General features: G+C 37.2%; 33 protein-coding genes and 1 pseudogene. 27 read left to right on the top strand and 7 right to left on the bottom strand.

Features of this window, described 5'->3' with window-relative positions; translation table 11 throughout:
• Positions 1-2 precede the first annotated feature (2 nt).
• The 12 genes from L3V46_RS12500 to L3V46_RS12450 all read left to right on the top strand — a co-directional run bounded on the left by L3V46_RS12500 (position 3) and on the right by L3V46_RS12450 (position 8,459).
• Entirely contained in the window at positions 3-479 is a 477-nt protein-coding gene (locus L3V46_RS12500) for a hypothetical protein (protein ID WP_239045847.1), read from the top strand.
• 64 nt (positions 480-543) lie between these two features.
• The gene (locus L3V46_RS12495) at positions 544-1,572 is read left to right on the top strand and encodes a DUF2184 domain-containing protein (RefSeq protein ID WP_239045846.1); all 1,029 of its coding nucleotides are present in this window, start codon (positions 544-546) and stop codon (positions 1,570-1,572) included.
• Between the two features lie 9 nt (positions 1,573-1,581).
• A complete protein-coding gene (locus tag L3V46_RS12490; RefSeq protein WP_239045845.1) occupies positions 1,582-1,956 on the top strand; it encodes a hypothetical protein in 375 nt (124 codons plus the stop codon).
• Positions 1,957-1,958: 2 nt separating this feature from the next.
• Complete coding sequence (locus tag L3V46_RS12485; RefSeq protein WP_239045844.1) at positions 1,959-2,363, top strand: DUF4054 domain-containing protein; 405 nt, start codon at positions 1,959-1,961, stop codon at positions 2,361-2,363.
• On the top strand, positions 2,360-2,857 hold the full coding sequence (locus tag L3V46_RS12480) for a hypothetical protein (protein ID WP_239045843.1): 498 nt from the start codon (positions 2,360-2,362) through the stop codon (positions 2,855-2,857). The genes L3V46_RS12485 and L3V46_RS12480 overlap by 4 nt, the downstream gene beginning before the upstream one ends.
• Positions 2,850-3,218, top strand: a complete 369-nt coding sequence (locus L3V46_RS12475; RefSeq protein ID WP_239045842.1) for a hypothetical protein — start codon at positions 2,850-2,852, stop codon at positions 3,216-3,218. Before L3V46_RS12480 ends, L3V46_RS12475 begins: the two co-directional genes overlap by 8 nt.
• A gap of 2 nt (positions 3,219-3,220) precedes the next feature.
• Positions 3,221-3,757 (top strand): hypothetical protein, encoded by a 537-nt coding sequence (locus L3V46_RS12470; RefSeq protein ID WP_239045841.1) that lies wholly within the window; start codon positions 3,221-3,223, stop codon positions 3,755-3,757.
• Between the two features lie 9 nt (positions 3,758-3,766).
• A complete protein-coding gene (locus tag L3V46_RS12465) occupies positions 3,767-4,888 on the top strand; it encodes a DUF3383 family protein (RefSeq protein WP_239045840.1) in 1,122 nt (373 codons plus the stop codon).
• 9 nt (positions 4,889-4,897) lie between these two features.
• A complete protein-coding gene (locus L3V46_RS12460; RefSeq protein WP_239045839.1) occupies positions 4,898-5,341 on the top strand; it encodes a phage protein in 444 nt (147 codons plus the stop codon).
• A 13-nt stretch (positions 5,342-5,354) separates the two neighbouring features.
• Positions 5,355-5,816 carry a phage tail assembly chaperone gene (locus tag L3V46_RS12455; protein WP_105712880.1) on the top strand — a complete coding sequence of 154 codons (462 nt, stop codon included), beginning with the start codon at positions 5,355-5,357 and terminating at the stop codon, positions 5,814-5,816.
• A 56-nt stretch (positions 5,817-5,872) separates the two neighbouring features.
• Positions 5,873-6,001 carry a hypothetical protein gene (locus L3V46_RS22850; protein ID WP_265596885.1) on the top strand — a complete coding sequence of 43 codons (129 nt, stop codon included), beginning with the start codon at positions 5,873-5,875 and terminating at the stop codon, positions 5,999-6,001.
• A 16-nt stretch (positions 6,002-6,017) separates the two neighbouring features.
• Positions 6,018-8,459 (top strand): glucosaminidase domain-containing protein, encoded by a 2,442-nt coding sequence (locus L3V46_RS12450; protein ID WP_239045838.1) that lies wholly within the window; start codon positions 6,018-6,020, stop codon positions 8,457-8,459.
• On the opposite strand, the gene L3V46_RS12445 is transcribed toward L3V46_RS12450, so the two are convergent.
• The 4 genes from L3V46_RS12445 to L3V46_RS12430 form a co-directional block, all read right to left on the bottom strand.
• Positions 8,456-8,809, bottom strand: a complete 354-nt coding sequence (locus L3V46_RS12445; protein WP_239045837.1) for a hypothetical protein — start codon at positions 8,807-8,809, stop codon at positions 8,456-8,458. The two genes, L3V46_RS12450 and L3V46_RS12445, sit on opposite strands and share 4 nt — an antisense overlap.
• On the bottom strand, positions 8,806-9,246 hold the full coding sequence (locus L3V46_RS12440) for a hypothetical protein (protein ID WP_239045836.1): 441 nt from the start codon (positions 9,244-9,246) through the stop codon (positions 8,806-8,808). Before L3V46_RS12440 ends, L3V46_RS12445 begins: the two co-directional genes overlap by 4 nt.
• 225 nt (positions 9,247-9,471) lie before the next feature.
• The gene (locus tag L3V46_RS12435) at positions 9,472-9,825 is read right to left on the bottom strand and encodes a hypothetical protein (protein WP_239045835.1); all 354 of its coding nucleotides are present in this window, start codon (positions 9,823-9,825) and stop codon (positions 9,472-9,474) included.
• Between the two features lie 61 nt (positions 9,826-9,886).
• Positions 9,887-11,019 (bottom strand): IS3 family transposase gene (locus L3V46_RS12430; RefSeq protein ID WP_223235881.1). Its coding sequence is split into 2 segments (ribosomal slippage): positions 9,887-10,767 and positions 10,767-11,019, totalling 1,134 coding nucleotides; the frame shifts between segments, so codons are not numbered across the junction.
• Between the two features lie 304 nt (positions 11,020-11,323).
• Here L3V46_RS12430 and L3V46_RS12425 point away from each other — a divergent pair.
• From L3V46_RS12425 to L3V46_RS12365, 13 genes are all read left to right on the top strand, one after another.
• Complete coding sequence (locus L3V46_RS12425) at positions 11,324-12,184, top strand: hypothetical protein (RefSeq protein ID WP_239045834.1); 861 nt, start codon at positions 11,324-11,326, stop codon at positions 12,182-12,184.
• A complete protein-coding gene (locus tag L3V46_RS12420; protein ID WP_239045833.1) occupies positions 12,142-12,552 on the top strand; it encodes a hypothetical protein in 411 nt (136 codons plus the stop codon). Before L3V46_RS12425 ends, L3V46_RS12420 begins: the two co-directional genes overlap by 43 nt.
• 33 nt (positions 12,553-12,585) lie before the next feature.
• Positions 12,586-13,215 (top strand): phage baseplate protein, encoded by a 630-nt coding sequence (locus tag L3V46_RS12415; RefSeq protein ID WP_239045832.1) that lies wholly within the window; start codon positions 12,586-12,588, stop codon positions 13,213-13,215.
• A 2-nt stretch (positions 13,216-13,217) separates the two neighbouring features.
• Positions 13,218-13,517 (top strand): hypothetical protein, encoded by a 300-nt coding sequence (locus L3V46_RS12410; RefSeq protein ID WP_239045831.1) that lies wholly within the window; start codon positions 13,218-13,220, stop codon positions 13,515-13,517.
• Positions 13,514-14,509, top strand: coding sequence for a hypothetical protein (locus L3V46_RS12405; RefSeq protein WP_239045830.1), 996 nt, complete (start codon positions 13,514-13,516; stop codon positions 14,507-14,509). The genes L3V46_RS12410 and L3V46_RS12405 overlap by 4 nt, the downstream gene beginning before the upstream one ends.
• A 3-nt stretch (positions 14,510-14,512) precedes the next feature.
• The gene (locus L3V46_RS12400) at positions 14,513-15,190 is read left to right on the top strand and encodes a Gp138 family membrane-puncturing spike protein (protein WP_239045829.1); all 678 of its coding nucleotides are present in this window, start codon (positions 14,513-14,515) and stop codon (positions 15,188-15,190) included.
• Between the two features lie 37 nt (positions 15,191-15,227).
• Positions 15,228-15,584 carry a hypothetical protein gene (locus tag L3V46_RS12395; protein WP_004820911.1) on the top strand — a complete coding sequence of 119 codons (357 nt, stop codon included), beginning with the start codon at positions 15,228-15,230 and terminating at the stop codon, positions 15,582-15,584.
• A complete protein-coding gene (locus L3V46_RS12390) occupies positions 15,584-16,765 on the top strand; it encodes a baseplate J/gp47 family protein (RefSeq protein WP_239045828.1) in 1,182 nt (393 codons plus the stop codon). The genes L3V46_RS12395 and L3V46_RS12390 overlap by 1 nt, the downstream gene beginning before the upstream one ends.
• Positions 16,758-17,351, top strand: coding sequence for a DUF2612 domain-containing protein (locus tag L3V46_RS12385; RefSeq protein WP_239045827.1), 594 nt, complete (start codon positions 16,758-16,760; stop codon positions 17,349-17,351). The genes L3V46_RS12390 and L3V46_RS12385 overlap by 8 nt, the downstream gene beginning before the upstream one ends.
• 2 nt (positions 17,352-17,353) lie before the next feature.
• Positions 17,354-20,065 (top strand): pyocin knob domain-containing protein, encoded by a 2,712-nt coding sequence (locus L3V46_RS12380; protein WP_239045826.1) that lies wholly within the window; start codon positions 17,354-17,356, stop codon positions 20,063-20,065.
• A complete protein-coding gene (locus L3V46_RS12375; protein WP_239045825.1) occupies positions 20,062-20,478 on the top strand; it encodes a hypothetical protein in 417 nt (138 codons plus the stop codon). Before L3V46_RS12380 ends, L3V46_RS12375 begins: the two co-directional genes overlap by 4 nt.
• A gap of 69 nt (positions 20,479-20,547) precedes the next feature.
• Positions 20,548-20,919: a hypothetical protein gene (locus L3V46_RS12370; protein WP_004820924.1), complete on the top strand. Its 372-nt coding sequence runs from the start codon at positions 20,548-20,550 to the stop codon at positions 20,917-20,919.
• Complete coding sequence (locus L3V46_RS12365; RefSeq protein WP_239045824.1) at positions 20,916-21,431, top strand: glycosyl hydrolase 108 family protein; 516 nt, start codon at positions 20,916-20,918, stop codon at positions 21,429-21,431. Before L3V46_RS12370 ends, L3V46_RS12365 begins: the two co-directional genes overlap by 4 nt.
• A 181-nt stretch (positions 21,432-21,612) precedes the next feature.
• Here the strand turns inward: L3V46_RS12365 and L3V46_RS12360 are convergent, their stop codons facing one another.
• Positions 21,613-22,023 carry a hypothetical protein gene (locus L3V46_RS12360; RefSeq protein ID WP_239045823.1) on the bottom strand — a complete coding sequence of 137 codons (411 nt, stop codon included), beginning with the start codon at positions 22,021-22,023 and terminating at the stop codon, positions 21,613-21,615.
• A 219-nt stretch (positions 22,024-22,242) separates the two neighbouring features.
• Here L3V46_RS12360 and L3V46_RS12355 point away from each other — a divergent pair.
• Both L3V46_RS12355 and L3V46_RS12350 read left to right on the top strand, forming a co-directional pair.
• A pseudogene (locus tag L3V46_RS12355) lies at positions 22,243-22,335 on the top strand (IS5/IS1182 family transposase); the annotation flags it as partial.
• A 195-nt stretch (positions 22,336-22,530) separates the two neighbouring features.
• Positions 22,531-23,663 (top strand): IS3 family transposase gene (locus L3V46_RS12350; protein WP_225367773.1). Its coding sequence is split into 2 segments (ribosomal slippage): positions 22,531-22,783 and positions 22,783-23,663, totalling 1,134 coding nucleotides; the frame shifts between segments, so codons are not numbered across the junction.
• A 524-nt stretch (positions 23,664-24,187) separates the two neighbouring features.
• On the opposite strand, the gene L3V46_RS12340 is transcribed toward L3V46_RS12350, so the two are convergent.
• Both L3V46_RS12340 and L3V46_RS12335 read right to left on the bottom strand, forming a co-directional pair.
• Positions 24,188-24,631 (bottom strand): BLUF domain-containing protein, encoded by a 444-nt coding sequence (locus tag L3V46_RS12340; protein ID WP_239045821.1) that lies wholly within the window; start codon positions 24,629-24,631, stop codon positions 24,188-24,190.
• Between the two features lie 479 nt (positions 24,632-25,110).
• Complete coding sequence (locus L3V46_RS12335; protein WP_239045820.1) at positions 25,111-25,704, bottom strand: NAD(P)H-dependent oxidoreductase; 594 nt, start codon at positions 25,702-25,704, stop codon at positions 25,111-25,113.
• Positions 25,705-25,850: the final 146 nt, after the last annotated feature.

The raw sequence follows: 25,850 nt of genomic DNA, 5'->3' as shown, positions 1-25,850 counted from the left end.
GCATGAGTAATGCATTTTTATATCGTATGCCGTCAGGCATTCCGGGGGATGTGAGCCGAAAATCACATTCAGCAATTGAAGCGCATCTTGCGGTCGGTAGTTTTGGTGCGTTTGGTGTATTTGGAAAATTAACGGCAGATGGAATTGTTCCTTTAACCGCTGCAGATACTGACGTTTATGGCTTAATTGTTCGCTCATACCCAACACAATCAGCCTTAAACGGCATGGGTGCTGCAACTCCCCAATCAGGAATTATCCAAGATGTATTGCGCCGTGGTTATATGACTGTCAAATGTAATGTAGGAAATGCCAAAAAAGCAGGTGCTGTATTTGTTCGTGTTGCTGCTGGTACCGAACTTAAACCTATTGGCGGTATTGAAGCAGGTGCGGATGCCACAAATACAATTGAATTGAAAAATGCCATGTTCATGCACGATGCAGATGCGCAAGGCAATGTTGAAATCTCATTTAATATCTAAAGCTTAGTTGATGTAAAACAGGACGCTATAAGCGTCTATTTTTATGTCTGGAGAAAATAAAAATATGAGTAAATTACTCTTAGCCACTACCATGGCGCAGGCGGTAGCAATGGGCAATCCTATTCGTGCTCGTACACGTGACAATGGAATGGGAATGCGTACCTTTGATGCTCAAACAGTGGATAGCACTGGTGCTTTCTTATTGGGTGAATTAGAACGCTTAGACCAAACCATGCACGATCCATTGGTGAGCGTAACATGGGGGCGTGATGTTGACTTGCGCTCTGATGTATCAATTGCTGATGAAACCTCATCATTTACCAACTCTAGTTTTGCAGCTGCAGGCGGTGCTTCACCGAATGGTAAGTCGTGGGTAGGTAAAAATACAGATGCGATTGCTGGTATCGCACTAGATATTGGTAAGACTGCACAACCATTGACTTTATGGGCAATGCAGGTTGGTTGGACTATCCCAGAACTTGAGTCGGCACGTGCTGTTGGTCGTCCTGTAGATTCTCAAAAATTGTCAGGATTACAGCTTAAGCATCAAATGGATATTGACGAGCAAGTCTATATCGGTGATGAAATGATAGGCGTGGAAGGTTTACTTAACTCTTCAAAAGTGGGTGCTACCAACGTCAACAAAAGCTGGAAAACATCAACACCTCAAGAAATCTTGGATGATGTAAACCTCATTTTAAATAACGCATGGTTGGCATCTGGTTTTGCTGTATGCCCTGACAAATTATTGTTACCGCCTAATCAGTTTAGCTTACTGACATCTCGAATTGTGAGTGATGCTGGTAATATCTCAATCCTTGAATTCTTAAAGCTCAATAGCTTGTCGAATAACGTTAACGGTCGACCTTTAGACATTCAACCATCAAAGTGGTGTGTTAAACGTGGAGTGGGTGGTACAGATCGTATGATGACTTATACGCAATCTGAAAATCGTGTTCGTTTCCCTCTGGTACCGTTACAACGTACTCCGATTGAATATCGTGATTTACGTCAATTGACCACTTATTTTGGTCGTTTGGGTGCGATCGAGTGGGTTTATCCTGAAACCGCTTACTATGCTGATGGGCTATAAGGAGTCACTATGTCAAAGTTAGTTCAGATCCTTTTGTCAAAGCAGCTCACTGTAAACCTTGGTCGTGATGACCAAGGGGAAGCAAAAACTATAGTACTGCAACCCGGCTTGCAAGAAGTTGAGCAAGATATTGCAGAACATTGGTTTGTTAGGGCACATGCGCAGGCAATTACTCCGAGTGATGCACTCTCAAGCGAGCTACAGGTTGCGCTTGATGCTGCAAATGCTGCAATTGAATCATTAACAGCACAGTCCACTGCAGCGGACGCAATGATCGATGAATTAGAAAAGGTGAGTAAAGCCAAGGATAAAGAAATTGCAGATTTAAAAGTGCAATTAACTAAGGCTCAACAATCCACTGCAGCGGACGCGAAAGGTAAATAATCATGATTACTGAATCATCCTTTCGTGAATCTATGCCGATGTTTGCCGATGTGAATGAATATCCATCCTTTCAGTTCAATTTCTACTTGAACCTTGGAAAAAAGCTATTGCCTGTTTCACGTTGGGGTGATCCTAATGATCCTGATGGTTTGATTGATTATGGTCTGACTCTTTTTATCGCTCACTATCTCACGCTTTACAAGCGTGGGATGGATGCTTCAAGTATTGGCGGTGATGCAGGAAAAGTCATAGGCAATGAAACGTCCAAATCAGTAGATAGTGTATCTAAATCAATGGATGTATCAGGTGTATTAATCACAAATGCAGGGCATTGGAATATGACGACCTTTGGTATTCAGTTTTATGAGCTCTTGATGATGGCTGGTGCAGGTGGTATTCAACTATGAGTGTAACTTCAACAGGAAACGGATTACTCGATATTCTCAATGCTGTATCTGAGTTATCGAAAACTGATGTTTTGGTGGGGGTACCACATGGTGAGGCCAGAACAGATGGAGACGGTATGACCAATGCAGCTATTGGTTATTTACTCGAAACTGGTTCCCCAGCTATGAACTTACCCCCACGACCGCATTTAGTACCTGGTATTGAAGAGGTTCAAGATGTTATCGCTGAAAAGCTAACATGGGCTGTTGATGCTGCATTAACTGGTAACACCAAGCGCATGTATTTCTATCTTGAATCTGCGGGCATGAAAGCCACCATGAATGTTAAACGATTTATTAATGCGGGTGATTTTGCCCCATTAGCACCATTGACAATCAAAGGCCGTAAAGCTCGAGGGCGAAAATCTGAAAAGCCATTAGTAGATACAGCTCAATACCGTAATTCGCATACTTATGTTGTGATGCGTGGTGAGGAGGAAATTAAACGTGCCTAATCTTGATGTATCAGACGTTCTTCAAGATCCTGACTTTATGACGAAGGACCTTATTTGTAAGCGGATTGAGGTTGAAGTCGGGGATAATGGGCGACCAGTTAAAACTGAAAACAGTTTTAAATTTAGTGGCGTTGTGACAACAAATAGCGGTCAAAACATGGATCGTCGAGAAGATGGCACACTGATTAAAGGCGCAATAAATATTCACACCAAAACCCCATTAATTGCGGGAAGTAAAGATCACCAAGCAGATGAGATTACATGGAAAGGTAAAACTTACTATGTTGTTCAGGTATTTGACAATTTGCATTATGGGCGTGGATTCAATAAAGCAATCTGTGATTTAAAACCTTTGGGGTAAAAATGGGTGACTCTGCAACAGGTGGTTATATTCCACCAAGCCAAACAGTCGCCTATGACCGAGAATTAGAAGATATTTTTCAAGCTTTCATTGTGGGGATTACATCTCTACAAGGTCAGTTCGTGCGCCCTCGATGGCAAGAAGATCCACCACCTATGCCCGCCGTTGGCGTGGATTGGTGTGGTTTTGCAGTAAAGGCGCTCACCTCAGATGATGGTCCTATGTTTGAACAGCATGACGAGGATATGGATTCTATACGCCACGAAACCTTAAAACTGTTTTTATCCTTTTATGGCCAACGTGGTCAGGCATTTGCAAATATCTTTAAAGATGGTCTAGGCATTCCGCAAAACATCGCTCAATTACGTGAGCACAAAATCAAATATGTTGGGTGCGATGAAATTATCACCGCACCCGACTTCCTAAACCAACAATATGTGCATCGTTATGACTTGGTCGCTACTTTTAGACGTAAGACCAAACGGACGTATGCGGTCAAAACATTCAAAAGTTTTCAAATTAAAACTCATCGAAATTAGGAGTCTTAAATGACATTACCTGTTTCTAATGTCGTCAATGTCAGCATTAGTCTTGCTGCATTAGCGGCAGGGCCTCGTTCGTTTGGCTCTTTACTGATTCTAGGTTCAACTAGTGGTGTGATCGATAATATTGAGCGTATGCGCCAATATTCAAGCATCAAAGAGGTTGGCCAAGACTATGGCGTTGATGATCCAGAATATAAAGCGGCATTGACGTATTTTGGCCAATCACCAAAGCCTCGAACTTTATATATTGGCTATTGGCACAAAGATGGACAAACACCTGAAACTATTCAAGCTGCAATTACAGCATGTTTGGATTCACTTAAATGGTACGGTTTGGTTGTGGCATCTGACTTAACCGATGAGCAAGTTTTATCTGTTGCCTCTCTGATTGAAGCGGCTGATCCTGTACGCGTGTTTGGTTATACGACTCAGGTAGATGATTCAACAAGTGCAACAAGCAAAACCGATATTGCTTATAAATTGTCCAATGCTAAGTACCGCCGTACCTTCTGTATTTTTTCAAGCACCAATGCTTATGCTGCAGCTTCAGTTTTTGGTCGTGCATTTAGCGTGAATTTTAACGGTACTAATACCACAATCACCCTTAAGTTTAAGCAATTGCCGGGCATTCCACCTGAAGATTTAAAAATCTCAGAAGCGAATGCATTGACGGCTAAGAACTGTAATGTTTTTGCAGGTTACGACAATGACACAGCCATTCTACAAGAGGGTGTGATGTGTGATGGAACATTCATTGATGAAATCCACGGCTTAGATTGGCTTAAAAATCATTTAGAAAATTCGCTTTGGAATCTGTACTACGCCAACACAACCAAAATTCCCCAAACTGCTGCAGGCGTAAATCGTCAGTGTGGTGTACTTGAGCGCGCATGCGAGCAGGGAATGAATAATGGTTTGATGGGTGAGGGGCAATGGAATGGTGATAGCTTTGGGGCCTTAAATACTGGTGATTATCTACCAAAAGGCTTTTATGTATTTGCCAATAGCTTAGATGATCAAGCTCAGTCGGAACGTGAAGCACGTAAAGCCCCAGTATTTCAAATTGCGGCAAAGTTGGCAGGTGCAACACACTCTGCCGATGTTCTAGTCGCAGTCAATCGCTAAGGAGTCATTATGAGTACATATAGCTTTATGGATACCCAGTGCTCTTTAACGAGCGCTGACGGTGTCATCGATCTTGGCTATGGTGCAGGTATTGCAGAGGAAGGTATTACATTTGCAATGGCTGGCGATAAAAACACCATGACGATTGGTGCAGATGGTGAGGGCATGCATTCCTTACATGCTGATAACTCAGGTCAGGTCACGATACGTCTACTTAAAACATCGTCAGCAAATGCCAAGCTGATGAACATTTATAACGCTCAGAAAGGCGTTACCCGTAAATGGGGCAAAAATACCATCACTTTGAACCATTCAGGCTCAGGTGATAACCATACTGCGTCCAAATGTGCATTTAAGAAAGTCCCTGATTATACCAATGCAAAGACAGGGGCAATGGTTGAGTGGGTTTTTGATTCAATCAAAGTCGATATGAAATACGGCACTTACGAATAAGGTTTAATTATCAATGAATGAACTCATCACAATTGGTGAGCATGATTACACGATCGGGCGCTTAAATGCGCTCGATCAGTTTCATGTATCACGAAAAATCGCACCGATCGTTCCTACACTTATGCCAATCATTTCTGAGGTGGCCAAAGCGGATCTTGATGCCATTATCGATTCTATCAAGGAAGGTAATAATGATGACCTTGATGATTTAGAGCCTTTAGCACAAGCCTTAGAGCCATTAATGGATGCATTCTCCAAAATGCCTGAAGAGGATGTAAATTACATCATTCACAAATGCTTATCTGTTGTGAAACGTGGTTCTTCGGTCGTGTGTCGTGGTCAATCGATTATGTTTGATGATCTCGACATGGTGCAGATCCTGCCGCTTGTTGTTGCTGTGATTCGTGTCAGTCTAGGAAATTTTATTCAAGGACTGCTTATGAAGGCATCGACCATTCAGGAACAGTCCACATAGATTTTAAAAGTCTTCCAGATAAAGAAGATTGGCTCTTACGTCCTGTAATAAAAGGCATGTGCAAGTTTGAATCTTTAAAAAATGGCAAGGTTGATTTGGCAGATATTGCATTGATGAATGATGCTCTTGATGTTGTTGCTGACAATGAATATTTGATCATTGAAGAGCGTGAAAAAGAAAAGTAAATAATTAGGTGGTTTCATGGCTGAAGAAGGTGTAATTCGCAACTTCATGGTTGCATTAGGTTTTAAAACTGATAATACCGGTTTAGGTCAAATGCAGGATGCAATGGGGCGTGTAGAGCTAAAATCAGCATCGCTTAAAGTTGCCCTTTTGACTTTGGCCACTGGCGCAGTGATTGCAGTGCGGCAAACTGCAAGCGAGCTAGATAAGCTTTATTTTTCTTCTCAGCGCATAGGTGCAAGCGCAACCAATATCTCCGCATTTGGTAATGCTATAAGCCAAATGGGTGGTAATGCTGAAAGCGCCATCGGCACATTAGAATCTTTAGCTGAAAAAATGCGTAATTCCCCCGGATATGAGGGAATGATTAATAGCCTTGGCGTGAATACAAAACAAGCCAATGGTGAGATGCGTGATCGTGTTGATGTAATGAAAGATCTAAGTGGTGTGCTTGCTCAAATGCCAGCATATCAAGCTAATGCTTATGCCAATTCATTAGGTATTGATCAAAATACCTTATTGGCCATGCGTGATGGTAAATTTGTATCGAACATGGAGAAATACCAAAAGATACAAGAACAGCTTGGCATGAATGATGATTTGACCAAATCAGGTAATGATTTCATGACTGAATACCGTGACTTAACGATGGTCACGAAAACAGGTTTTCAAGTCATTGTGATGCAAGCGGGCAAGGCTTTAATACCAATTCTGCGTTTGCTTAATCAGTTAATACAAGCGGGGATTTCAGCATTTAGCCAGTTGAATCCCGAAATTAAGCAGATGCTTGGTGTAGGTTTACGCTTTGGCATGTTGGCCTTAGTTTTTGGTGGATTCATCAAAACGTTTGGGATGATCTTTAAATTTATTCCAATGATCAAAAGCTTTATTGGCGTATTAAAACTATTCCGTTTGGCTTTCCTTGCTTCACCGATTGGCATTATTTTAGCTTTAGCTGCAGCATTGGCCTTACTCTATGATGACTATAAAACATGGCGTGATGGTGGCAAGTCGTTATTTGATTGGTCTAAATGGACAAATGGCATTGATACCATTATCAATAAGATCAAAGACTTTTTAGATTTGCTTGATAAGATTAAAGATAAAGTTATTAACTTTGTTCAAAAGATTATTTCAGATCCAGTCGGCGCTGTTCAGGAAGTTGTCGAAACTACAAAAGATATTTTATCTAATGTAGGCAATGAGCTGACTAATCCCACTCCAGATGAAAATGGGGAAGTTTCTGCCCCACGTGATGCTATTGCTAATGGGATGGATGCAGGTTTTGGATTAGTTGATAAAGGGTTGGCTTTCTTTGGTGATAAAGATGCTCAAACTCGGGTAGATCAACGTGAACGTGGTGAAATCGGTTATCAATCACAACCAAAGATCGAAACGCCTAAGAATGCTAAAGAATTAGCTAAATTCGCCGAAACTGCACAACAGCCAAATAAACCTCAGAATATAAAACCTAGTACTTCTGAAGCTTCACAAAATAGCATCCCTCAGATTCCTAAACCCACTAAAATTGAACAACCACTGAATCAAGATAAATCATCTTTTATTGATGGTTTACAAGGCAATATTCAAAAAGGAATTAATGCTGTAGTGGGTGTGGCCACTTTGGCACAGAATGTAGTATCAGAGGCAGTATTTAATAACTCAAACTCAAGTTCATTCAATAGAGTGGCTCCGATAAAAAGCGGTGCAACAGGAACTAAGCAAGTTGAGTTTATCCAAAAGTATTGGGGTATGGCTGTAAAAATAGCTGAAGCTTTAAATACCAAACCAGATTTAGTTATTTCTCAATTTGCTGCGGAAACAGGTTGGGGGAAGAGTATTATTAAGGGAACGAATAATCTGGGAAATATCAAAGCTGGTAAAAATTGGAAAGGAGATACAGTTAAGGCATATGATAGTATTGAAAAATCATATGATCCATACAAAGTGTATAAGACACCTGAAGATTTTGCAGAAGATTATATACAATTGGTTGGTAAGAGTAAGCGTTATCAGAATGTTAAGAATTCTAAAACCGCAAATGAATTTTATTCCAGTTTAAAAAAAGCAGGTTATGCAACGGATGTTAAATATGTAGATAAGGGCATTAAGATGCATAAAAGTGTTGTGTCTAGACTTGATGAGGATAGGATATCTCTACCAAGTAGGAAACAGATTTCAATTAGTAAAAATTCACCAAGCACAGTTGCAAATTCAATCCCCCAAAAAATGCTCATTATTAACTCTTACGCTCCACCTTCAGGAAATCCTGACAAGACAAATATCAATAATTTAATTTCAAAAATGAATGCATCAAATGTCAATATTCATCAAGAATTTAAAACTGATATGACTATTAATGGAGCTAAAGAACCCATCGAATCAGCTAATGCCGTAAAGCGTCACCAAGAAAATTCAATGGCTGTCATGGCTAGAAATGCTAAGAGCATACTTGCTTAATCAATTGGACTGATGCGACCAGATATTTTTAAGTCTTTTTCTTTGATCCAGCCTGAAGTATCTGTTCCATCGTTTGCAATATACATTACATAAATCCAATTTTGCTTTTCATTTAAAAATTCTTGATAGCCAATAACTGAATCTTTAGGAATTAAAAATGTTTTAGCATACTTACATTTATTTGATGGGGCAGAATGAAAGTATGCTCTGTAACCCTTTTCACCCTTAACAGTGAATGCGTATTTTGTTCCATAATGTATGCCATCTTCATCAGCTGATTTATTTAAATCTTCACAATCAGCCCAAGCCCCGCTACTGATTAAGATTGAAAGAAATACTAATTTTTTCATTGATTGGACTCTCTAATTGTAGTTTTAATGCTTAAAGTATCGTTTTGATCTGTGCTGTTTTCAATACTGTCTTGATCTTGCTTTGATGATTCTTTTTCAAAAGGATCTTGTATCGAACTACGAGAAGTTTCAACTTCAACAGGCTTCGACTGTTTCTCTTGTTTTGTGGTAGTAGAGGTATTTTTATTTGGAGAAAAAATAGCTGCATATACGAAAAATGCAATTATTGCTAAAAGAATCCATCCGCATAGTTTTGTAAAAAAACCAAGAGGCTTGGGAGGTCTTACTACAAAATCATTACCACATTTTTTACAATCATAACCTTTTTGCCATTCTTGTAATGCAATAGGATCTAATGGTCGTGGATATTTTTTTGGTTGATTTGACATTGCTTTAACTTGAACACTACCACAGTACGGACAACGGACTTGGCTCATAGTTTCGACCCCTTCATATACAATTTTAAAAAGTTTTTGAATGTTGTGCATTGATTGTAACTTTAAGTAATTTAAAATGCGATCAAACCATTTCATTAATAAGAGTTTTGAAAAGCAAATTTTTCAATAGTTTAATTTTCTCATGGTAGTTTTTGTGCTGAAAATTTTAGCAGGAACATACTATAGTAGTTAAAGACTAGCAATGATTAAAGGGTGCTTATTTGCTTACTCAATAGGGCTTATACGACCAGATATTTTTAAGTCATCTTCTTTAAGCCATCCAGAAGTATAAACTCTATCTTTAGAACCATACATCACATAAATCCAGTTGTGATTATCATTCGAAAACTCTTGATAACCAATCACTGAATCATATGGAATTATGTAAGTTTTGGAATATTTACATTTATTCGACGGTGCAGAATGAAAGTATGCTCTATGTCCTTTCGGTCCCTTAACTTCGAAACTGTATTTAGTTCTATAATGTATGCCTTTTTTTTCAGCTATTCTGTTCAAATCCTTACAATTTGCCCAAGCCCCACCACTTATAAGGATTGTTAATAGAAGTAATTTTTTCATAGAGGTGGTCCCACATGTTTGAACAACTAAAAGCTTATTTATAAGTGATACTCTGCTCTAGTTAAGCTACCTTATTTTGTTGTGGTAGCTGGTCATAGTAAAACTCATCTGGAGTCATTTTGTCCAGACTCGAATGAGGTCGTTTCAAATTATAAAATTCAAAATATGCGTTTAATTGCTTCTTCGCATCCAAAACATTGCTGTAGGCTTTGAGATACACCTCTTCATATTTAACGCTCCGCCATAATCGTTCAACCATCACATTATCAACCCATCGACCTTTACCATCCATACTGATTTGAATGCCATTTGATTTCAATACATCAATAAATGCATCACTGGTAAACTGACTGCCTTGGTCTGTATTAAATATTTCAGGTCGACCATATTTTTCAATAGCTTCATTTAATGTTTCTATGCAAAATGTAACCTCCATACTAATCGATACTCTATGCGCAAGTACCTTGCGGCTATGCCAATCAATCACAGCACATAAATAAACAAAGCCTTTTGCCATAGGGATATACGTTATATCCGTAGACCACACTTGATTACTGCGCTGAATAGCCAATCCTTTGAGCAGATATGGATATTTGCGGTGAGCTTGATTAGCCTGGCTTAAATTTGGTTTGCAATATAACGCATTAATGCCCATTTTCTTCATTAAAGTACGTGTATGACGTCGTCCTATATGATGTCCTTGACGATTCAACAAATCACGCATCATACGGCTACCTGCAAAAGGGTATTGCATATGTAACTCATCCATACACCGCATCAGCTTCAGATCTGATGCACTCACAGGTTTTGGGCGATAGTAATAACAACCACGGGAGACTTTCAGCAGCTGAGCTTGCTTAGATACTGAAATCTGAAGTGAGTCATCGATTAACTTTTGTGGTTGAAGCGGCCCAGTTTCTTCAACACACCTTCTAAAAAATCAATTTCTAATGCCTGCTCACCGATTTTTGCATGTAGTTTTTTTAGATCGATGGGTGGTTCTGTTGGAGCTTTTGATTGATCGAAAGCTTGCGAGGAAGCTGAAATCAGTTGATTTTTCCAGTCGATAATTTGGTTTTGATGAACATCAAATTCAGCACTCAATTCAGCAAGTGTTTTTTCTGCTTTAATCGCAGCAAGTGCTACCTTAGCTTTAAAATCATTTGAATGATTTCTTCTTGGTCTACGTGCCATAAAATACTCCATATATTGATGTTTATAACATCATTTGGGGAGCAAAATATCACTTATAAGTGTTGTTCAAATTTCCTGATCCACCTCTTCATAAAGTTGTATCTATGGTATCAGTTGTTAAACCCTTTAAGGTTTTGAACCTTAAACCCTTTAACTAAGTTGATCTTTTAAGGTCTTAATTCTTAAAACCTTTAACAAAACTTAATAACGGTTTAACGGTATTGTAAATTAAAACCATATACCGCATTTTTAAAATGATGTTATTATTGTATCGTACGATATAACACTCAAAATGGTGAGATGGGTGAATAAAATTTCTAAAACTTCTAATAGAGAGTCTAAATCTAAAATTAAGACTAATCTTGATATTGGTATACAAGGGTATAGTACTGTAAATTTTTTACCAATGACATTGAATGCTGAAGAACTTTCACAACAATTTCAAAGCTTGATTGATGTAAATTCAAACAACACAGCAAATATAAACCCCACCACATTGGTTACTAGATGGTTGACGGAATCAAGAGCTGAAGCAAATTTTACAACTACTTCGGGGTTATTAACCGAAATAGTTGTAAGTGCATGCTTTGATTCATATAAAGAAATTTGGATTGCTAAATGTGATGAATTAAATCTAATGGAGCAAGCCGATACTATTGACTTGGCAATTTCATCAATTGAAAATATTTTAAATGAGCATAAATTAGTAAATAATGAATATCATCTATCTATAAGAATAGATAAATTTAATATAAAAAATAAATATTTATATGAAAGACATCTGAATATTAGGTATTGTGATTTACATAATTATAGTGATAATGCTAATTCAATTAGATTTGTTGACTCGAGTCAACCTTTAGGTTCTATTGGCGCTCCTGCTTTAAGTGCTATTTCATGGAGACATGTACCGATGTTTCCAGTTATCGAAAATGAATTATCCAATCAAATGCAAGAATACTTTAATTGGATAGATAACTTTAATAGATTATTTGAAGCTAAATTTAATGTAACTAGCCAAATGACTGAATTTCCAATTTTTGATGTTAAAAATCTATCTAGATTAGCAGAAGAAGAATCGTATACAATGCCAAAAGGGCTAACACGTGAGCAGAAATTAGAGTGGGCGAAAGAACATCAAAAAAGACTCAGAGCTATGAAGTAGACTTTGGTAAGACATTATTATCAGTATTTAGTGACTATTCTCTAATTATTCAACAACTTGTTTTGGATTTTGTAGAGTATTTTGAAAAAAAAGGGCTCTTAGGTTGGAAAGGTAAATGTACTTCATCTGAAAATGTACCATATTATTTTGAAAATAAAGATGAAATTAAAAAGTGCGCTCAAAAATATAACTTGTGGCATGTTCATATTGGTTATCCAACATGGTTAAAGTCTCCATTTAAAAATATTCTAGTATCTAATTTTGTTTTGCATTTTAAAAAAATTAATGAATGTAAAATAGTCTTGCTTAGTATCGGAATGCATGACCCTATGAAAATACCTTCCGAAGAATTATGTAATGAACAGTAACCACCTCAGGGTGGTTTTTTTTATGGGTGAAATATGTCAATTAACACGATTTTAAATACAGCATTAGGCACTGTTGCTGCGTCACCTTTAACCGAAATTGCAGGTTCATTATTACTAGCAGGGCGTGGTCGAACAATTATGGGGCTTTTCGCTGATGTGACGATTGAAGAAAAGCACAAAGATGAATTAGTGATTACTGAGCATCCGACAGAGGTTGGATCTCCTATGGCTGATCATGCTTATAAAGAGCCGCCTGAGGTAATAATTAAAGTTGGTTGGTCAGAAAGTGCAGGCAAGTTAAATGGATTAGTAGGTGATTCGCTTTTATCTGAAACCACTGGCCTTGTTGCTGTATATGAAACCTTGCAACAGCTTCAAAACTTAAAGCAACTTTTGGTAATTTCTACAGGTAAACGTCTGTATTCAAACATGCTGATTAAATCTCTTGGATGCACAACGGATCTTCAAACTGAGAATGTCTTAATGATTGAATTGACATTGAAAAAAGTATTCTTAGTTCAATCCTCTGAAACAATTGTTTTACTTGATAACCAAACTAATCCAGCGACTACTGCAGGCGTATCCAATGGTGGTACGGTTCAAGCGACACCAGTAAATGAATCAACTTTGAGCAAGATTGCTACTGGTATTTTTGGGAGTTAATTATGGGCTTATATAAAATCCCTTTAGGTATTGGAAATCAAAAGTTCGCTGTTCAGCTCAATAAAATTACCTATAAATTGCAACTCATTTATCGATTAAATTGTTGGTACTTGGATGTAATGGACGGTTCAGAAAATCCGATTATTTCGGGTTTGGCCATGAATCCAAATCTAGATTTACTTGAGCAACATCAACACTTAATCAAAGGCTCACTCTTTGTAACCAATTCAAATAAAGATGAGTCACAAGGGTTTTATGATTTGGGTTCAAAAATCCAGTTGTATTGGAGTGATCCATCATGACATTACTATGGGACCGTAAGTGTAAATTAACTGTTCAAATTAATAATGGTCAACCTGAAGCGCTGGATCTATCCGACTTTAAAATTGTATTTCACATTGGACAGGCGACCACTTCAACACAAAAAGCTGCGGAATTTTATATTTACAATCTAAGTGAATCTACAATGAATCGCTTGGCTGGAATGAACAATGAACGTATTGAAACTACTTTAATTTTTGAAAGTGGATACATGCTTGGTCCTTTAGAAATCGTTTTCAAAGGTCGGGTTTTTCAATATCGCCGTGGACGAGATAATCCTACTGATACTTGGCTATGTATTCTCGCCCAAAGCGGTGACAGATTAAAAAATGCTGCCTTAGTGAATCAATGCGTACCTGCAGGTACCACGATTGATGACACTGGAAAAATTTTAATCGCTGAGGCAAATAAACAAGGAATTGAAAATGGTGATTTAGTGGATCTTCGCCAACAACAATATCCACGTGGCCGTGTATTTTTTGGATCGTTAGAACAGAATTTACGTCAGTTCTATGAAGAAAATAACATGCTTATAGACTTCTCAGATGACACTTTAAGCATTGCGCCAGTGATTGGATATACACCAGTACCTGTTCAAGTGCTTACGCCTACAACGGGGATGGTAGGGATGCCACAATTAACAAGTGAGGGGCTTAAAGTTTCTTGCTTGTTGAATCCTAAAATGAAGTGGGGCGGACGTGTTCAAGTCGATATGACCAATCTACAAACTGAGGGGTACGATATTTCCTATGGTGGCCAAGAAGTAGATCAAGCCCAAAAGGATCCGAGAATGGCCACCAATGCAGGTGGCCTTTTTCTTATTAGATCAGTTGAGCATCACGGAGATACTCGCGGCACTGAGTGGTACACGGATTTAGTTTGTATTGGTATTGATGCAATCGTACCTAAAACAGGGATTACCATTGAGGCGGTTGATGATAATTATCGGCCATCTGACACTGCAGGGGGATAGCCAATGGCTTTAAGTTTTAATGAGCTTTCACCTGATCAATTAACAATTATGCAAGATGCCATTAAATCTGAATTGGCAAACTTCTGGACGGCCTTGCCTTGCGAAATTGATAGTTATGACTCTGAAGCAGTAACGGTAAATGTTCAGCCTTTGATTAAGATCCCAGTAATGAGCACCAGTGGTGATATTGAAACGGTTGAATTACCCGTTATTCAAGATGTGCCGGTGATGTTTCCATGTGCTGGTGGCTTTACGATCACACACCCTATTAAGAAAGGTGATGAGTGCTTAGTTTCATTTGCTGATCGTAATATAGATTTGTGGTGGCAGTCAGGCGGGATTCAAAATCCCTTTGATATGCGAAAACATGATTTATCAGATGGATTCGCTTTTTTCAGGCCACAATCACAAACAAAAAAAATCAGTGATATTTCTACAGATAATCTAGAGATCCGTAATGATGAGAATAGTTGCAAGATTCAAATCACACCAGGTGGAGAAATTCATTTTATCGGTTCAAAGGCAATTTTTCATTGTGATGTAGAAATGAAAAAAACTTTGACTGTAACGGGCATTATCAAATCACTTGCAGATGTTGTGGCCAAGACAGTGAGTTTAATAAGCCACGTTACAACAGGGGTTAAATCAGGCACTGATAATTCAGGACCACCAAAACAATAGATACATCAAAATGAGGGGCGCGAAAGCGTCTTTTTTTATGCGTTATAGAAAACAAGATGAACAGGGTGATTACAGCTTTGGGTCTGGTCTAAATAACTTTCATATTGATAGTGCAGAGGCTGTTGCTCAGGCAATTGAAACAAGGCTCAAGCTATGGATTGGTGAGTGGTTTGCTGATACGTCAGATGGCACAGGTTGGTCTCAAGCAATTCTCGGAAAACAGTCTAAGAATTTATATGAACTCACATTACGCCAGCGAGTACTAGAAACCTTTGGAGTAACGAGTATTGAGTCTTTCCAAAGTTCACTTGATTCAGATACTCGCCGTTTAACAGTATCGATGACTGTGAATACTATTTATGGCCAAACTACAGTAACAGGGGCTTATGATTAATGGCAATTACAACAGTTGCACCAATCATTAATGAAAATGGGATTAGTGCACCCACGTATGATCTAATACTTGCTTACTTCAAACAGCAATATAAAAACATTTATGGGAATGATGTTTACTTAGAAAATGATAGCTTAGATGGTCAGTTTTTAGGAGTAGTATCTTTAGCCATTGCAGATGTGAATGCAGCATGTGTTAAAACATATAATTCATTTAGCCCCAAAACCGCTGATACTGAAGCTTTAACACGCAATGTCAAAATTAATGGCATTTCTCGCGCATTAGCAACGTACTCAACCGTTGATGTGACAATCACCGGTACTTCAGGAACGCTAATACGTGCGGGTGTAGTAGCGGACACCAATAACAATAAATGGATCTTGCCGTTAAATATTACGATTCCGCAATCTGGTTCTATTGTCGTTTCTGCTACAGCAGAAAATGCGGGTGCAGTTCTAGCTACAGCGAATGCCATTAAAATTATTTTAAATCCAACTCGAGGTTGGCAAAGCGTAAATAATCAGAACTCATCTTCTATTGGCCAAGATGCAGAAACCAATGCCAAGTTACGTCAAAGACAGACTTTGTCGGTCGCAATTCCATCTCAATCCTTACCTGATGGATTGCGAGGGGCAATTCTAAAATTGCCTAATGTCACGCGCTGTAAATTTTTTGAAAATAAAAAAACAGTAGCTGATGCCAATGGATTACCGCCTAAATCGATTTGTGTCATTGCGTATGGTGGTGATTCACAAGCGATCGGAAAATTGATCCACAAATATAAATCTATGGGATGTGATTTATATGGAAATACCAGTGTGATTGTCGTCAATGTATATGGTGATGCAGAAACAATAGAGCTGTATAGGCCAGATGTTGTAAACATTAGTTTTAAGATCCAAATCACAACAAATGATTCATACAGTGCTGATACTGAAGAATCAATTAAAAAGCTACTTGCTGAATATGTAAATGCATTAGACATTAGCGACAAGATCACGCAAAACAAGCTTATAGGTGCAGCCAATTTATATGGATCTGAGCAGAGCCAGACTTATGAAGTTTCCTCAATAATTATTGTGGCCAACAATGTCGAATATTCCACTGATTATATTTTACCGTTTGGCTGCGTTGCTTTTTGTGATCCTTCATCGATCAAAATCGAGGTGACCAGTGGATGATAAAAAGATTGGTGATTATAGAAAATTAATTACTAGTCAGCATCGTTTGAAACCTAAATATATTGCAATGATTGAAGCAGTCAATTCCCCGTTAGTTGACTGCTTTAATTTTCTGAATAATTTACACAGCCACTATGATGTTGACACCGCAACAGATCCTTATCTAGAAACTTTAGCCCGTTGGACGGGAACACCATTAATTATCCCCGGTGCAGCACAGCTTGAATATTTTGGTTTTATCGATCAAGAAAATGCACTGACATTTGGCGAAACAGATAATCCCGATGTGGGGGGATTCTTTCGTGAGTCTGGTCAATCAGGTACTGGTGGATTGATCCCCAAAGGGCAATTTTTAAGAAATCTGATCAAGGCCAAGATTCTAAAAAATACGAGTACTGGAAATATTAACCAGACCAAAGAAATTTTTAGATTAGTCCTGAATCACGACAAATTTAAAGTGATTGACAATAAAGATATGTCAGTAACTTTCAAGTTTTTAACTCGAGAGTCTTACTCGGACAAAATTCTTGTTCAATTATTTTTCCCATTGCCTGCGGGTGTATCACTTAATATTGAGAGCATGTAAAAATGGCAGTTGAAAAATTACCTGAATTTGCCAAAGATGGGCAAAAAAACACCGAAAATTTAAATCAAGAAGAAGGCTTTCCAGTCAATTTAAAACCTGCTCGACAATGGTTTAATTTTCTGTTTAATAAACTTTCTCTATCTATTAATCAAATCATTGATGAAGATTATATTCGTCATAATGAGCTTGTAGACAATCTCGTTACCGATGTTTCAAATAAACCACTGTCAGCAAGACAAGGTAAATACTTACAAGACTATAAGCTAAATCGTGCGGTAAGAATTCCAGATAATGCCGACTTGAATAGCTATCAGAGCCAAGGTAGCTATTTTGTTGATTTAGATCTAAGCGCTCAAACCATCAAAAATAGTCCGACTAAATTATCGTTCACGCTTCAAGTTGATGTGACTGCAGGTGTGATCCAACGGTTAACTACATACAATGGTGCAGGTACTCAACAATTCATTCGTTCATATTATGTTGAGTGGTCAGGCTGGCAGAAGATATATAGCGAATTAAACCCGCAACCGACTGTAGACTCTATTGATAATTTAACCTCTAGTGATGCTAAAAGACCATTGTCAGCAAATCAAGGTCGTCTATTAAACATAGCTAAATTCGATAAATCTGGTGGAATATTAACTGGTGAAATTAATATTAATACTGGTGAAAGTTCTCCAATTAAAACCGTAATTAACAAAGCCGGTGCAATTACTACAAATGCTCCAGAGAATTTAGCATCTATCATTCACGCCATGTCATTTGGATGGTATGAGTCAGAATGGCAAATTGGTAATGTAAGAAGTGGATCTCAAGAAACTGCAGGCTTTGGTATTACCCTAAGTAATTCAAATTTACGCTTTTTAATTAATGCAAATGGCGCAAGTAATTACGGTACATTTTATTCTGTAGGAAAAGTGACTGCGCCAGAATTTTCTGGACTCTTAGATGGTTCTATTAAAGCAAAAGATCAAAGGAATGTTTCTCCAGCTCAAGTTGGAAATGCTCGGATGGGTTGCTATTTTGCGAGTTATTCTGGTATTCGGTATGGGAATAACAATGATTCATTATATGGCGATTTTCTAGCTTTCAATGGTTATCACGATGTTTCTGGTGGCCGAGCGAATGGTTTGTTCTTAGATAAAACAACACATCGTATTTTCCATTTTCAAAATAATTTTGGTGCAGATAATTGGGGCACACCTAGAGAAATTGCATATACAGATAATCAAAATTTTACTGGCCAGAATAGTTTTGAACATGGAATTCGAGTTACACCTTTTTCACTTGGTTTCAAATATCTCGCCAAAGGTATAGCTGGTGATAATGATACTGGTTGGATTGGTATTGGTGCAGATCAAATAAATTCTGGATTCTTAGAACTTGGAACAGGTGATGACGGTACAGAACCTATTTTTGTTCGACAATACAATTCAGGCGGTTTAGGTGATGAGGTTGCAAGGGCAACAGTTAAAAATGAATTAATTCTTTTGGATGCCAATGGTGATACTCAAGTACCCAATGGGCTGTATGCAAAAGCATTTTCTTCAAAAGGTGGGGAAGCAATCCTTCAAAACACAACTGGAAGATATTTATTTGTTAATGCAGGGAATTGGGGATGTTTTGATGTATCAAGAGGTGCAGTACCCTTATCTGTACAATATGGTGGAACAGGTAATGGTCAAGGTATCGCACCGTCTGCATCAAAACTTCAAGTTCCACGATCCATTAATAATGTGCCCTTTGATGGCTCTCAAGATATTACAGTCCGTGACGATCAAAAATTCTATGCAGTAGGCATATCAGGTGAATCAACCAGTTATCCCGCTTGGAATTCAAAAAGTGGCGTATACCAGAAAACAAATGATGGTGATTCATCTCAAGTTATCCATTTTTATGGTGGCGGTTCTAATCCTGCATTACAAATCATGTCTCGTTATTCAAATGGTGGACTTTTTTATAGAACAGCAAGAGATGGACTTGGGTTTGAAAAAGATTTTGATCGGATCGTGACTGAAACAGGGGGTACAGCACCACTTGCAGCTAAATTACAAGTTCGTCGCAGAATCAATGATGGTTATTTCGACGGATCAGATGACATTAATATTTCTGCGCCTATGCGATTTTTGGGAACTGTTAGTGGTATTACTATCAATGATGCTTTGAGTGATGGCTTTTATTATGTAGCAAGTGAAGGTATAGCTAACTTATATGGATATGGAGTTTTAGAGGTTAGAGGGCAAGGGAGTGTAATTCATCAAACCTATTATGCACATCAAAAAAATGCATACGGCTCTGTAGCAGTTAGACAGTCATGGGGTGGTGCAGGTAATTTCACAGCATGGCGTTCACTTGATCCCCAAGGTGCATTAACTCTTACTGGTGCAATTACAGGTAGCGCAACTTTTGATGAATCTGGAAATATTAGTATCCCAACCAATTTACAAACTGGGATTGGTATTAATCAATATTATTATGATGTAACTGGAGCGAAATATTCAGGTGTTGTTTATACAAATAACACAGGAAATACAATTACTGTGATTATTACTGCTTCAGGCAGTAATAACACTGCATTAACACATCAAGTCAATGGTGTTCAGTTTATAAACACAAATGAATCTTTATCGAGAACGATTACATATCCAGTTCCAAATGGGGCTTCTTATATGGTTACTGCAGCAACAATTCATAAATGGTCAGAATTAAGATGAAATATTACAGAAATATCACTACCAACTTAATTCACGGGTTTGAAAGTGATGGTTCACAAGATGAACTTATAACAGATGAATTTAAGCCTTTAACAAAAGCTGAAAAAGAACGCCTTTTAAATCCACAGAAATTTCTAACAGTGGAGGAAAAAAGGGACATCTTCTTAAGTACGCTTAAACCGCTAACTCGTCGGCAATTTAAGCTTGCATTGTTAGAAAATGACTTACTCGATCGTGTTGAATCAACTATAGACAACATTCCAGATTTACTACTTCGTAAACGATTGCAAATCGAATATTCAGAGTCAGATGAATTTCAACGTCAATCAGAATCAGTTATTGCAATGTGTAATTTGCTTGAGCTTAAAGAGGAAGAAGTGGATTCTCTTTGGCAGAAAGCCATGAAGCTTTAAGTCTAAATATCAATTGTTATCAATAGCACCGAAAGGTGTTTTTTTATTGCCAAAAATCAGGGGAACACTGTGAACGATCCAATTTCTATCAAAGGCTTACCATGGCTTTTTAAAATTATGGCTGCGGTAATTGGGGCTATTTTTGCACTTACCTTATCGGGGGATATCGACACACAAGGGCGTATCAAAATCACCATGGGCGTAATTATGAAGTTCACTTTTAGTGTGGCCATTAGCTTATATGGTGGATCTGCATTTATTGAGTATTACGACTTAACGCATTACACGCACATGGCGCAGGGATTTGTCATGTTGATTTTTGCCATTTTTGGAATGCTTTGTATTGGTATTGCTTACCAGTCCGTACAGCTTCTAAAAGGCAAATCTTTTAATGAAATCATCTCGGAAGTTAAAGAGGCATTTGGAGCGATATTTAAATGAATTTTGAAAAAGCATTTGATCGATTAATTGGCCATGAAGGTGGTTATTCTACAGATCGAAATGATCCTGGTAATTGGACGGGTGGAAAAGTTGGAAAGGGGATTTTTAAAGGCACTAAATACGGTATTGCTGCAAATACATACCCAAATTTAGACATCAAAAACCTAACCATTGAACAAGCCAAAGCAATCTATAAAAAGGATTGGTGGGAGAAATTAGGTGCTGATCAATTACACCCAGCAATTGTTTTTCAGTTGTGGGACTTTGCTGTAAATGCTGGGAAAAGCCGAGCAATTAAGGAATTGCAACAAGCGGTTGGTGTTCCAGATGATGGAATTATAGGACCTAAAACAATTGCTGCAGTAAAAGCTAAAGAAGTGAATGATGTTCTATTGCTATTGGCTTCTGAGCGTTTAAGTTTTTATACATCATTAAAAACTTGGACAACTTATGGCAAAGGGTGGACTAATCGAGTCGCTGAGAATCTAAAATATGCAGCTCAAGATAATTAGTTTAATAATCTCAGGTTGTACAGCCCACACTATCAACACGAACGTGAGTGTGGGTATTTGTGTGAAAGCCCTCTGAGTGAGGGCTAATTCGCATTATGTACAATTGAATTTTCAATGTATTTGAAATAGATATAAATAATAAAGTATTTAAGTCTGATGTTTTGTCAGATTTAATTTTTCATTAATATTCTATATATTCTACCAGAACAATTTGGGGGTGTTTTGAGTTATAACTCAAAGCATGCTCAAACGATTCTAACTCAACTGATAATTTATATTTATCATTTGTAGCATCTGTAAAATAATAAACACCAGGTTTATTAACTTTGACTTTTAGTTTGTATGAGTACCATAAATTCCCATCGTCATTTAATAAATATTCCATAACATGTGTCTTGTTAACAGTATCTGAATCACATTTAATAAATTTATTACTGCCTTTTATTACCTGCCAATCAACAGTATGTTGAATGGCAGATAGTGAAGAATTCAATAAATCTTCATGTTTTTCATCTCTACATACTTCTACATAATAGGCATTATTATTTTCTGATAATAGAGATCCAATAGGTTTTAAGTCTTTGTTTTGCATAATATTTTCCAGTAATTGTCGTAAGGTTTTTCGGATGTATCCCGTTTGAAATGGATTCAGGGCTCTATAAATATAAAATTAGCTTTTATGATGATAAAAATCTAAAAAGCATTATTAATATAACAAAAGGTAATTTTTTTCATATACCTAATTTCAGGTATTTTAGGCTTAGTTGCACAAACGTAGCATAGAATTCATATTAAGCAATATAATTCCAATATTAATAAACTTAACTATAAAATCTACCTTATAACCAGTTGGTCTTTCTATAATCGAGTCTTAATTAACCGAAGCAATATTTCCATCTGGTATAATCAAAATAAAAGAAGCGAATGTAAAAAATTAAAAATCTAAGTCATTGAAATTTATCAATAATAATAAATTAAGCTGTATTAAATATTTAAATGGTGTATATTGTAAGAGGTGGATCAGGAAATTTGAACAACACTTATAAGTGATATTTTGCTCCCCAAATGATGTTATAAACATCAATATATGGAGTATTTTATGGCACGTAGACCAAGAAGAAATCATTCAAATGATTTTAAAGCTAAGGTAGCACTTGCTGCGATTAAAGCAGAAAAAACACTTGCTGAATTGAGTGCTGAATTTGATGTTCATCAAAACCAAATTATCGACTGGAAAAATCAACTGATTTCAGCTTCCTCGCAAGCTTTCGATCAATCAAAAGCTCCAACAGAACCACCCATCGATCTAAAAAAACTACATGCAAAAATCGGTGAGCAGGCATTAGAAATTGATTTTTTAGAAGGTGTGTTGAAGAAACTGGGCCGCTTCAACCACAAAAGTTAATCGATGACTCACTTCAGATTTCAGTATCTAAGCAAGCTCAGCTGCTGAAAGTCTCCCGTGGTTGTTATTACTATCGCCCAAAACCTGTGAGTGCATCAGATCTGAAGCTGATGCGGTGTATGGATGAGTTACATATGCAATACCCTTTTGCAGGTAGCCGTATGATGCGTGATTTGTTGAATCGTCAAGGACATCATATAGGACGACGTCATACACGTACTTTAATGAAGAAAATGGGCATTAATGCGTTATATTGCAAACCAAATTTAAGCCAGGCTAATCAAGCTCACCGCAAATATCCATATCTGCTCAAAGGATTGGCTATTCAGCGCAGTAATCAAGTGTGGTCTACGGATATAACGTATATCCCTATGGCAAAAGGCTTTGTTTATTTATGTGCTGTGATTGATTGGCATAGCCGCAAGGTACTTGCGCATAGAGTATCGATTAGTATGGAGGTTACATTTTGCATAGAAACATTAAATGAAGCTATTGAAAAATATGGTCGACCTGAAATATTTAATACAGACCAAGGCAGTCAGTTTACCAGTGATGCATTTATTGATGTATTGAAATCAAATGACATCCAAATCAGCATGGATGGTAAAGGTCGATGGGTTGATAATGTGATGGTTGAACGATTATGGCGGAGCGTTAAATATGAAGAGGTGTATCTCAAAGCCTACAGCAATGTTTTGGATGCGAAGAAGCAATTAAACGCATATTTTGAATTTTATAATTTGAAACGACCTCATTCGAGTCTGGACAAAATGACTCCAGATGAGTTTTACTATGACCAGCTACCACAACAAAATAAGGTAGCTTAACTAGAGCAGAGTATCACTTATAAATAAGCTTTTAGTTGTTCAAACATGTGGGACCACTTCTGTATTTTGAATCTAAAAGGCAGTATCTTTTGAATATATATCAATTGGTTCTACAGGATGCGGAATTTAAATTACATAAAATTGTTAAGAAAAAAGATATAATCTTCAATTCTTTTACAAAGGAGATAAATGAATTTTCGGTTTGGATCTACTCAGAAACATCTGAATTTTTTTTCTTTGAGTTGTGGGATGAGCTTGATAATGTCTCAATCAATCAAAAAATAAATTATAAAGAATTTGTGTTTATGGTGGTAAGTATCAATGATAATGATAAAATTTATTATTCATAGATACAGCATAATATTGGTTTATAAAATAAAGTGTCAAAAATGAAAAATTAATATCTTACATTTAACAGCTTGAGAAAAATAAATTCAATCAGAATAAATTTTTCTCAACTCATACTCCGAGTTAGATTTTCGAATATATATAGCCCTCTGAGTGAGCACTTTATAAGTTAAATCTTATTCAGAATATTCATTTATATCTATCTCTGGTTCGCCAGCTAATAACGAAACAAAATCTACTGTAGTCTCAGCAGTTAAGAGATATGGATTAAATTCGTCTAAATGGTTTGTCATAAAAAATTCTGTAATTTTCTTATTAACAGGTAAAAATTTCATACTCCATTGGCTGAAAAAGTTAATATCACATTGAATATAATAAAGTATCTCACAATTTACATGGCGACTATCTTTTAAAATCTTATTATAAAACAAGTTATCAATAACAGATTTTTTACCTTCCAAACATTGAACAAAGTATCCATGACCATAGTATAAAACACCTTTAACTTCGTGCTTGTAATTGAAATCAATAGCCTCGTTGAGTATGTTCATCAAAGTTTTTTTAAGGTCAGTGTTTTGACTAACTAACTTACTGACATAAAACAATCTTAAAGATTCCATTAGGAAGCTCAGCTTAAGTGAAGGAATTTCTTTATACGGGTAAATTAAACTATTGTATATGACTAAAATTATTTAAAAAATGCCTGCAGGATACAGGCAAATCTTGTATTTCTTTATTGTAATTGACCACTCTCTCCAATGGTCAAGTTCAATATATCTTGTTTTATTTTGATTGAAAACGCACCGAAATGGTTGGTTATTTACCAATCCTATCATGGTTGAATGCCAGTACCATGAATTATAGATACAATTGCAAAATATAATGATTGTAAGACTAAGCATAGCTCAATTGTAAAAGCCCTCGGTTGAGGGCTTTAGCATTGTTAAGCATCCTGATTTGGGAAGCTATGTCTATCAGAACATAAAAACTGCCCAGTCAATTATGAGTATCGCCTATCAACTGCAACAGCCAATGCAATTTCCTCAACTGGTTTTTATTTAAATGGCTTTTTAAATGCCCTTGATTTGTATGAGATGACTTATGATTTAATTTTGCGATTATCCTGCGCTGCCCACTTAGCGACCTGCTGCAACCAATTTTCACGTTGCTTTTCGGTTGATCCTCGTACTGTACCCACGTAATTGACTTTTACTTTCTGAATACCGCAAAACTGCAAAGTTGCCTTTTTAAGCTGACGGGTACTTGGTTCGCCATAGTACCAACGATAAAACCAACCTGGTTGATCTAAGGTGGTAATAATACGTGCCGACTTGCTCTGCAAATGTCCTATTACACGACTGCTATTTTCACGATAGCTAAAGGCTTGACTCGGTAAAAACAGACGGTCTATAAATCCTTTTGCGAACGCAGGTAACCCACCCCACCACACTGGAAAAATCCAAACTAGATGATCAGCAGATTGTATCTTTTCCCAAGCCGCTAATAAATCTGGCTCAATTGTCATTCTTTTCTGATAGCCATATCTCAGATTAGGATCAAAATTTAGTTGCCCAATTTCAATGATATCTACTGAGCCTCCTAATGCGATGGCCTGCTCAACGTAACGCTGCGTTAAGGCTTGATTAAAGCTGGTAGCTGAAGGGTGCGCATTTATTACTAAGATTTTTTTCAAAATTGAATCCATATTTTCACTCTGCCTACAAATTCAGATATCAAATGATATTTGAAATATTATTCGCAAAATAACCCAATTAAAACTAAGATATCAAGTGATATTTGAAATTATCATTGATAGATATTTAGGACAGGGTTCAAAGC

The sequence above is a fragment of the Acinetobacter sp. AG3 genome (assembly GCF_022343575.1).
GTDB classification, from domain to species: Bacteria; Pseudomonadota; Gammaproteobacteria; order Pseudomonadales; family Moraxellaceae; genus Acinetobacter; species Acinetobacter guillouiae.
This window is presented reverse-complemented; position numbering and strand designations above follow the sequence as displayed.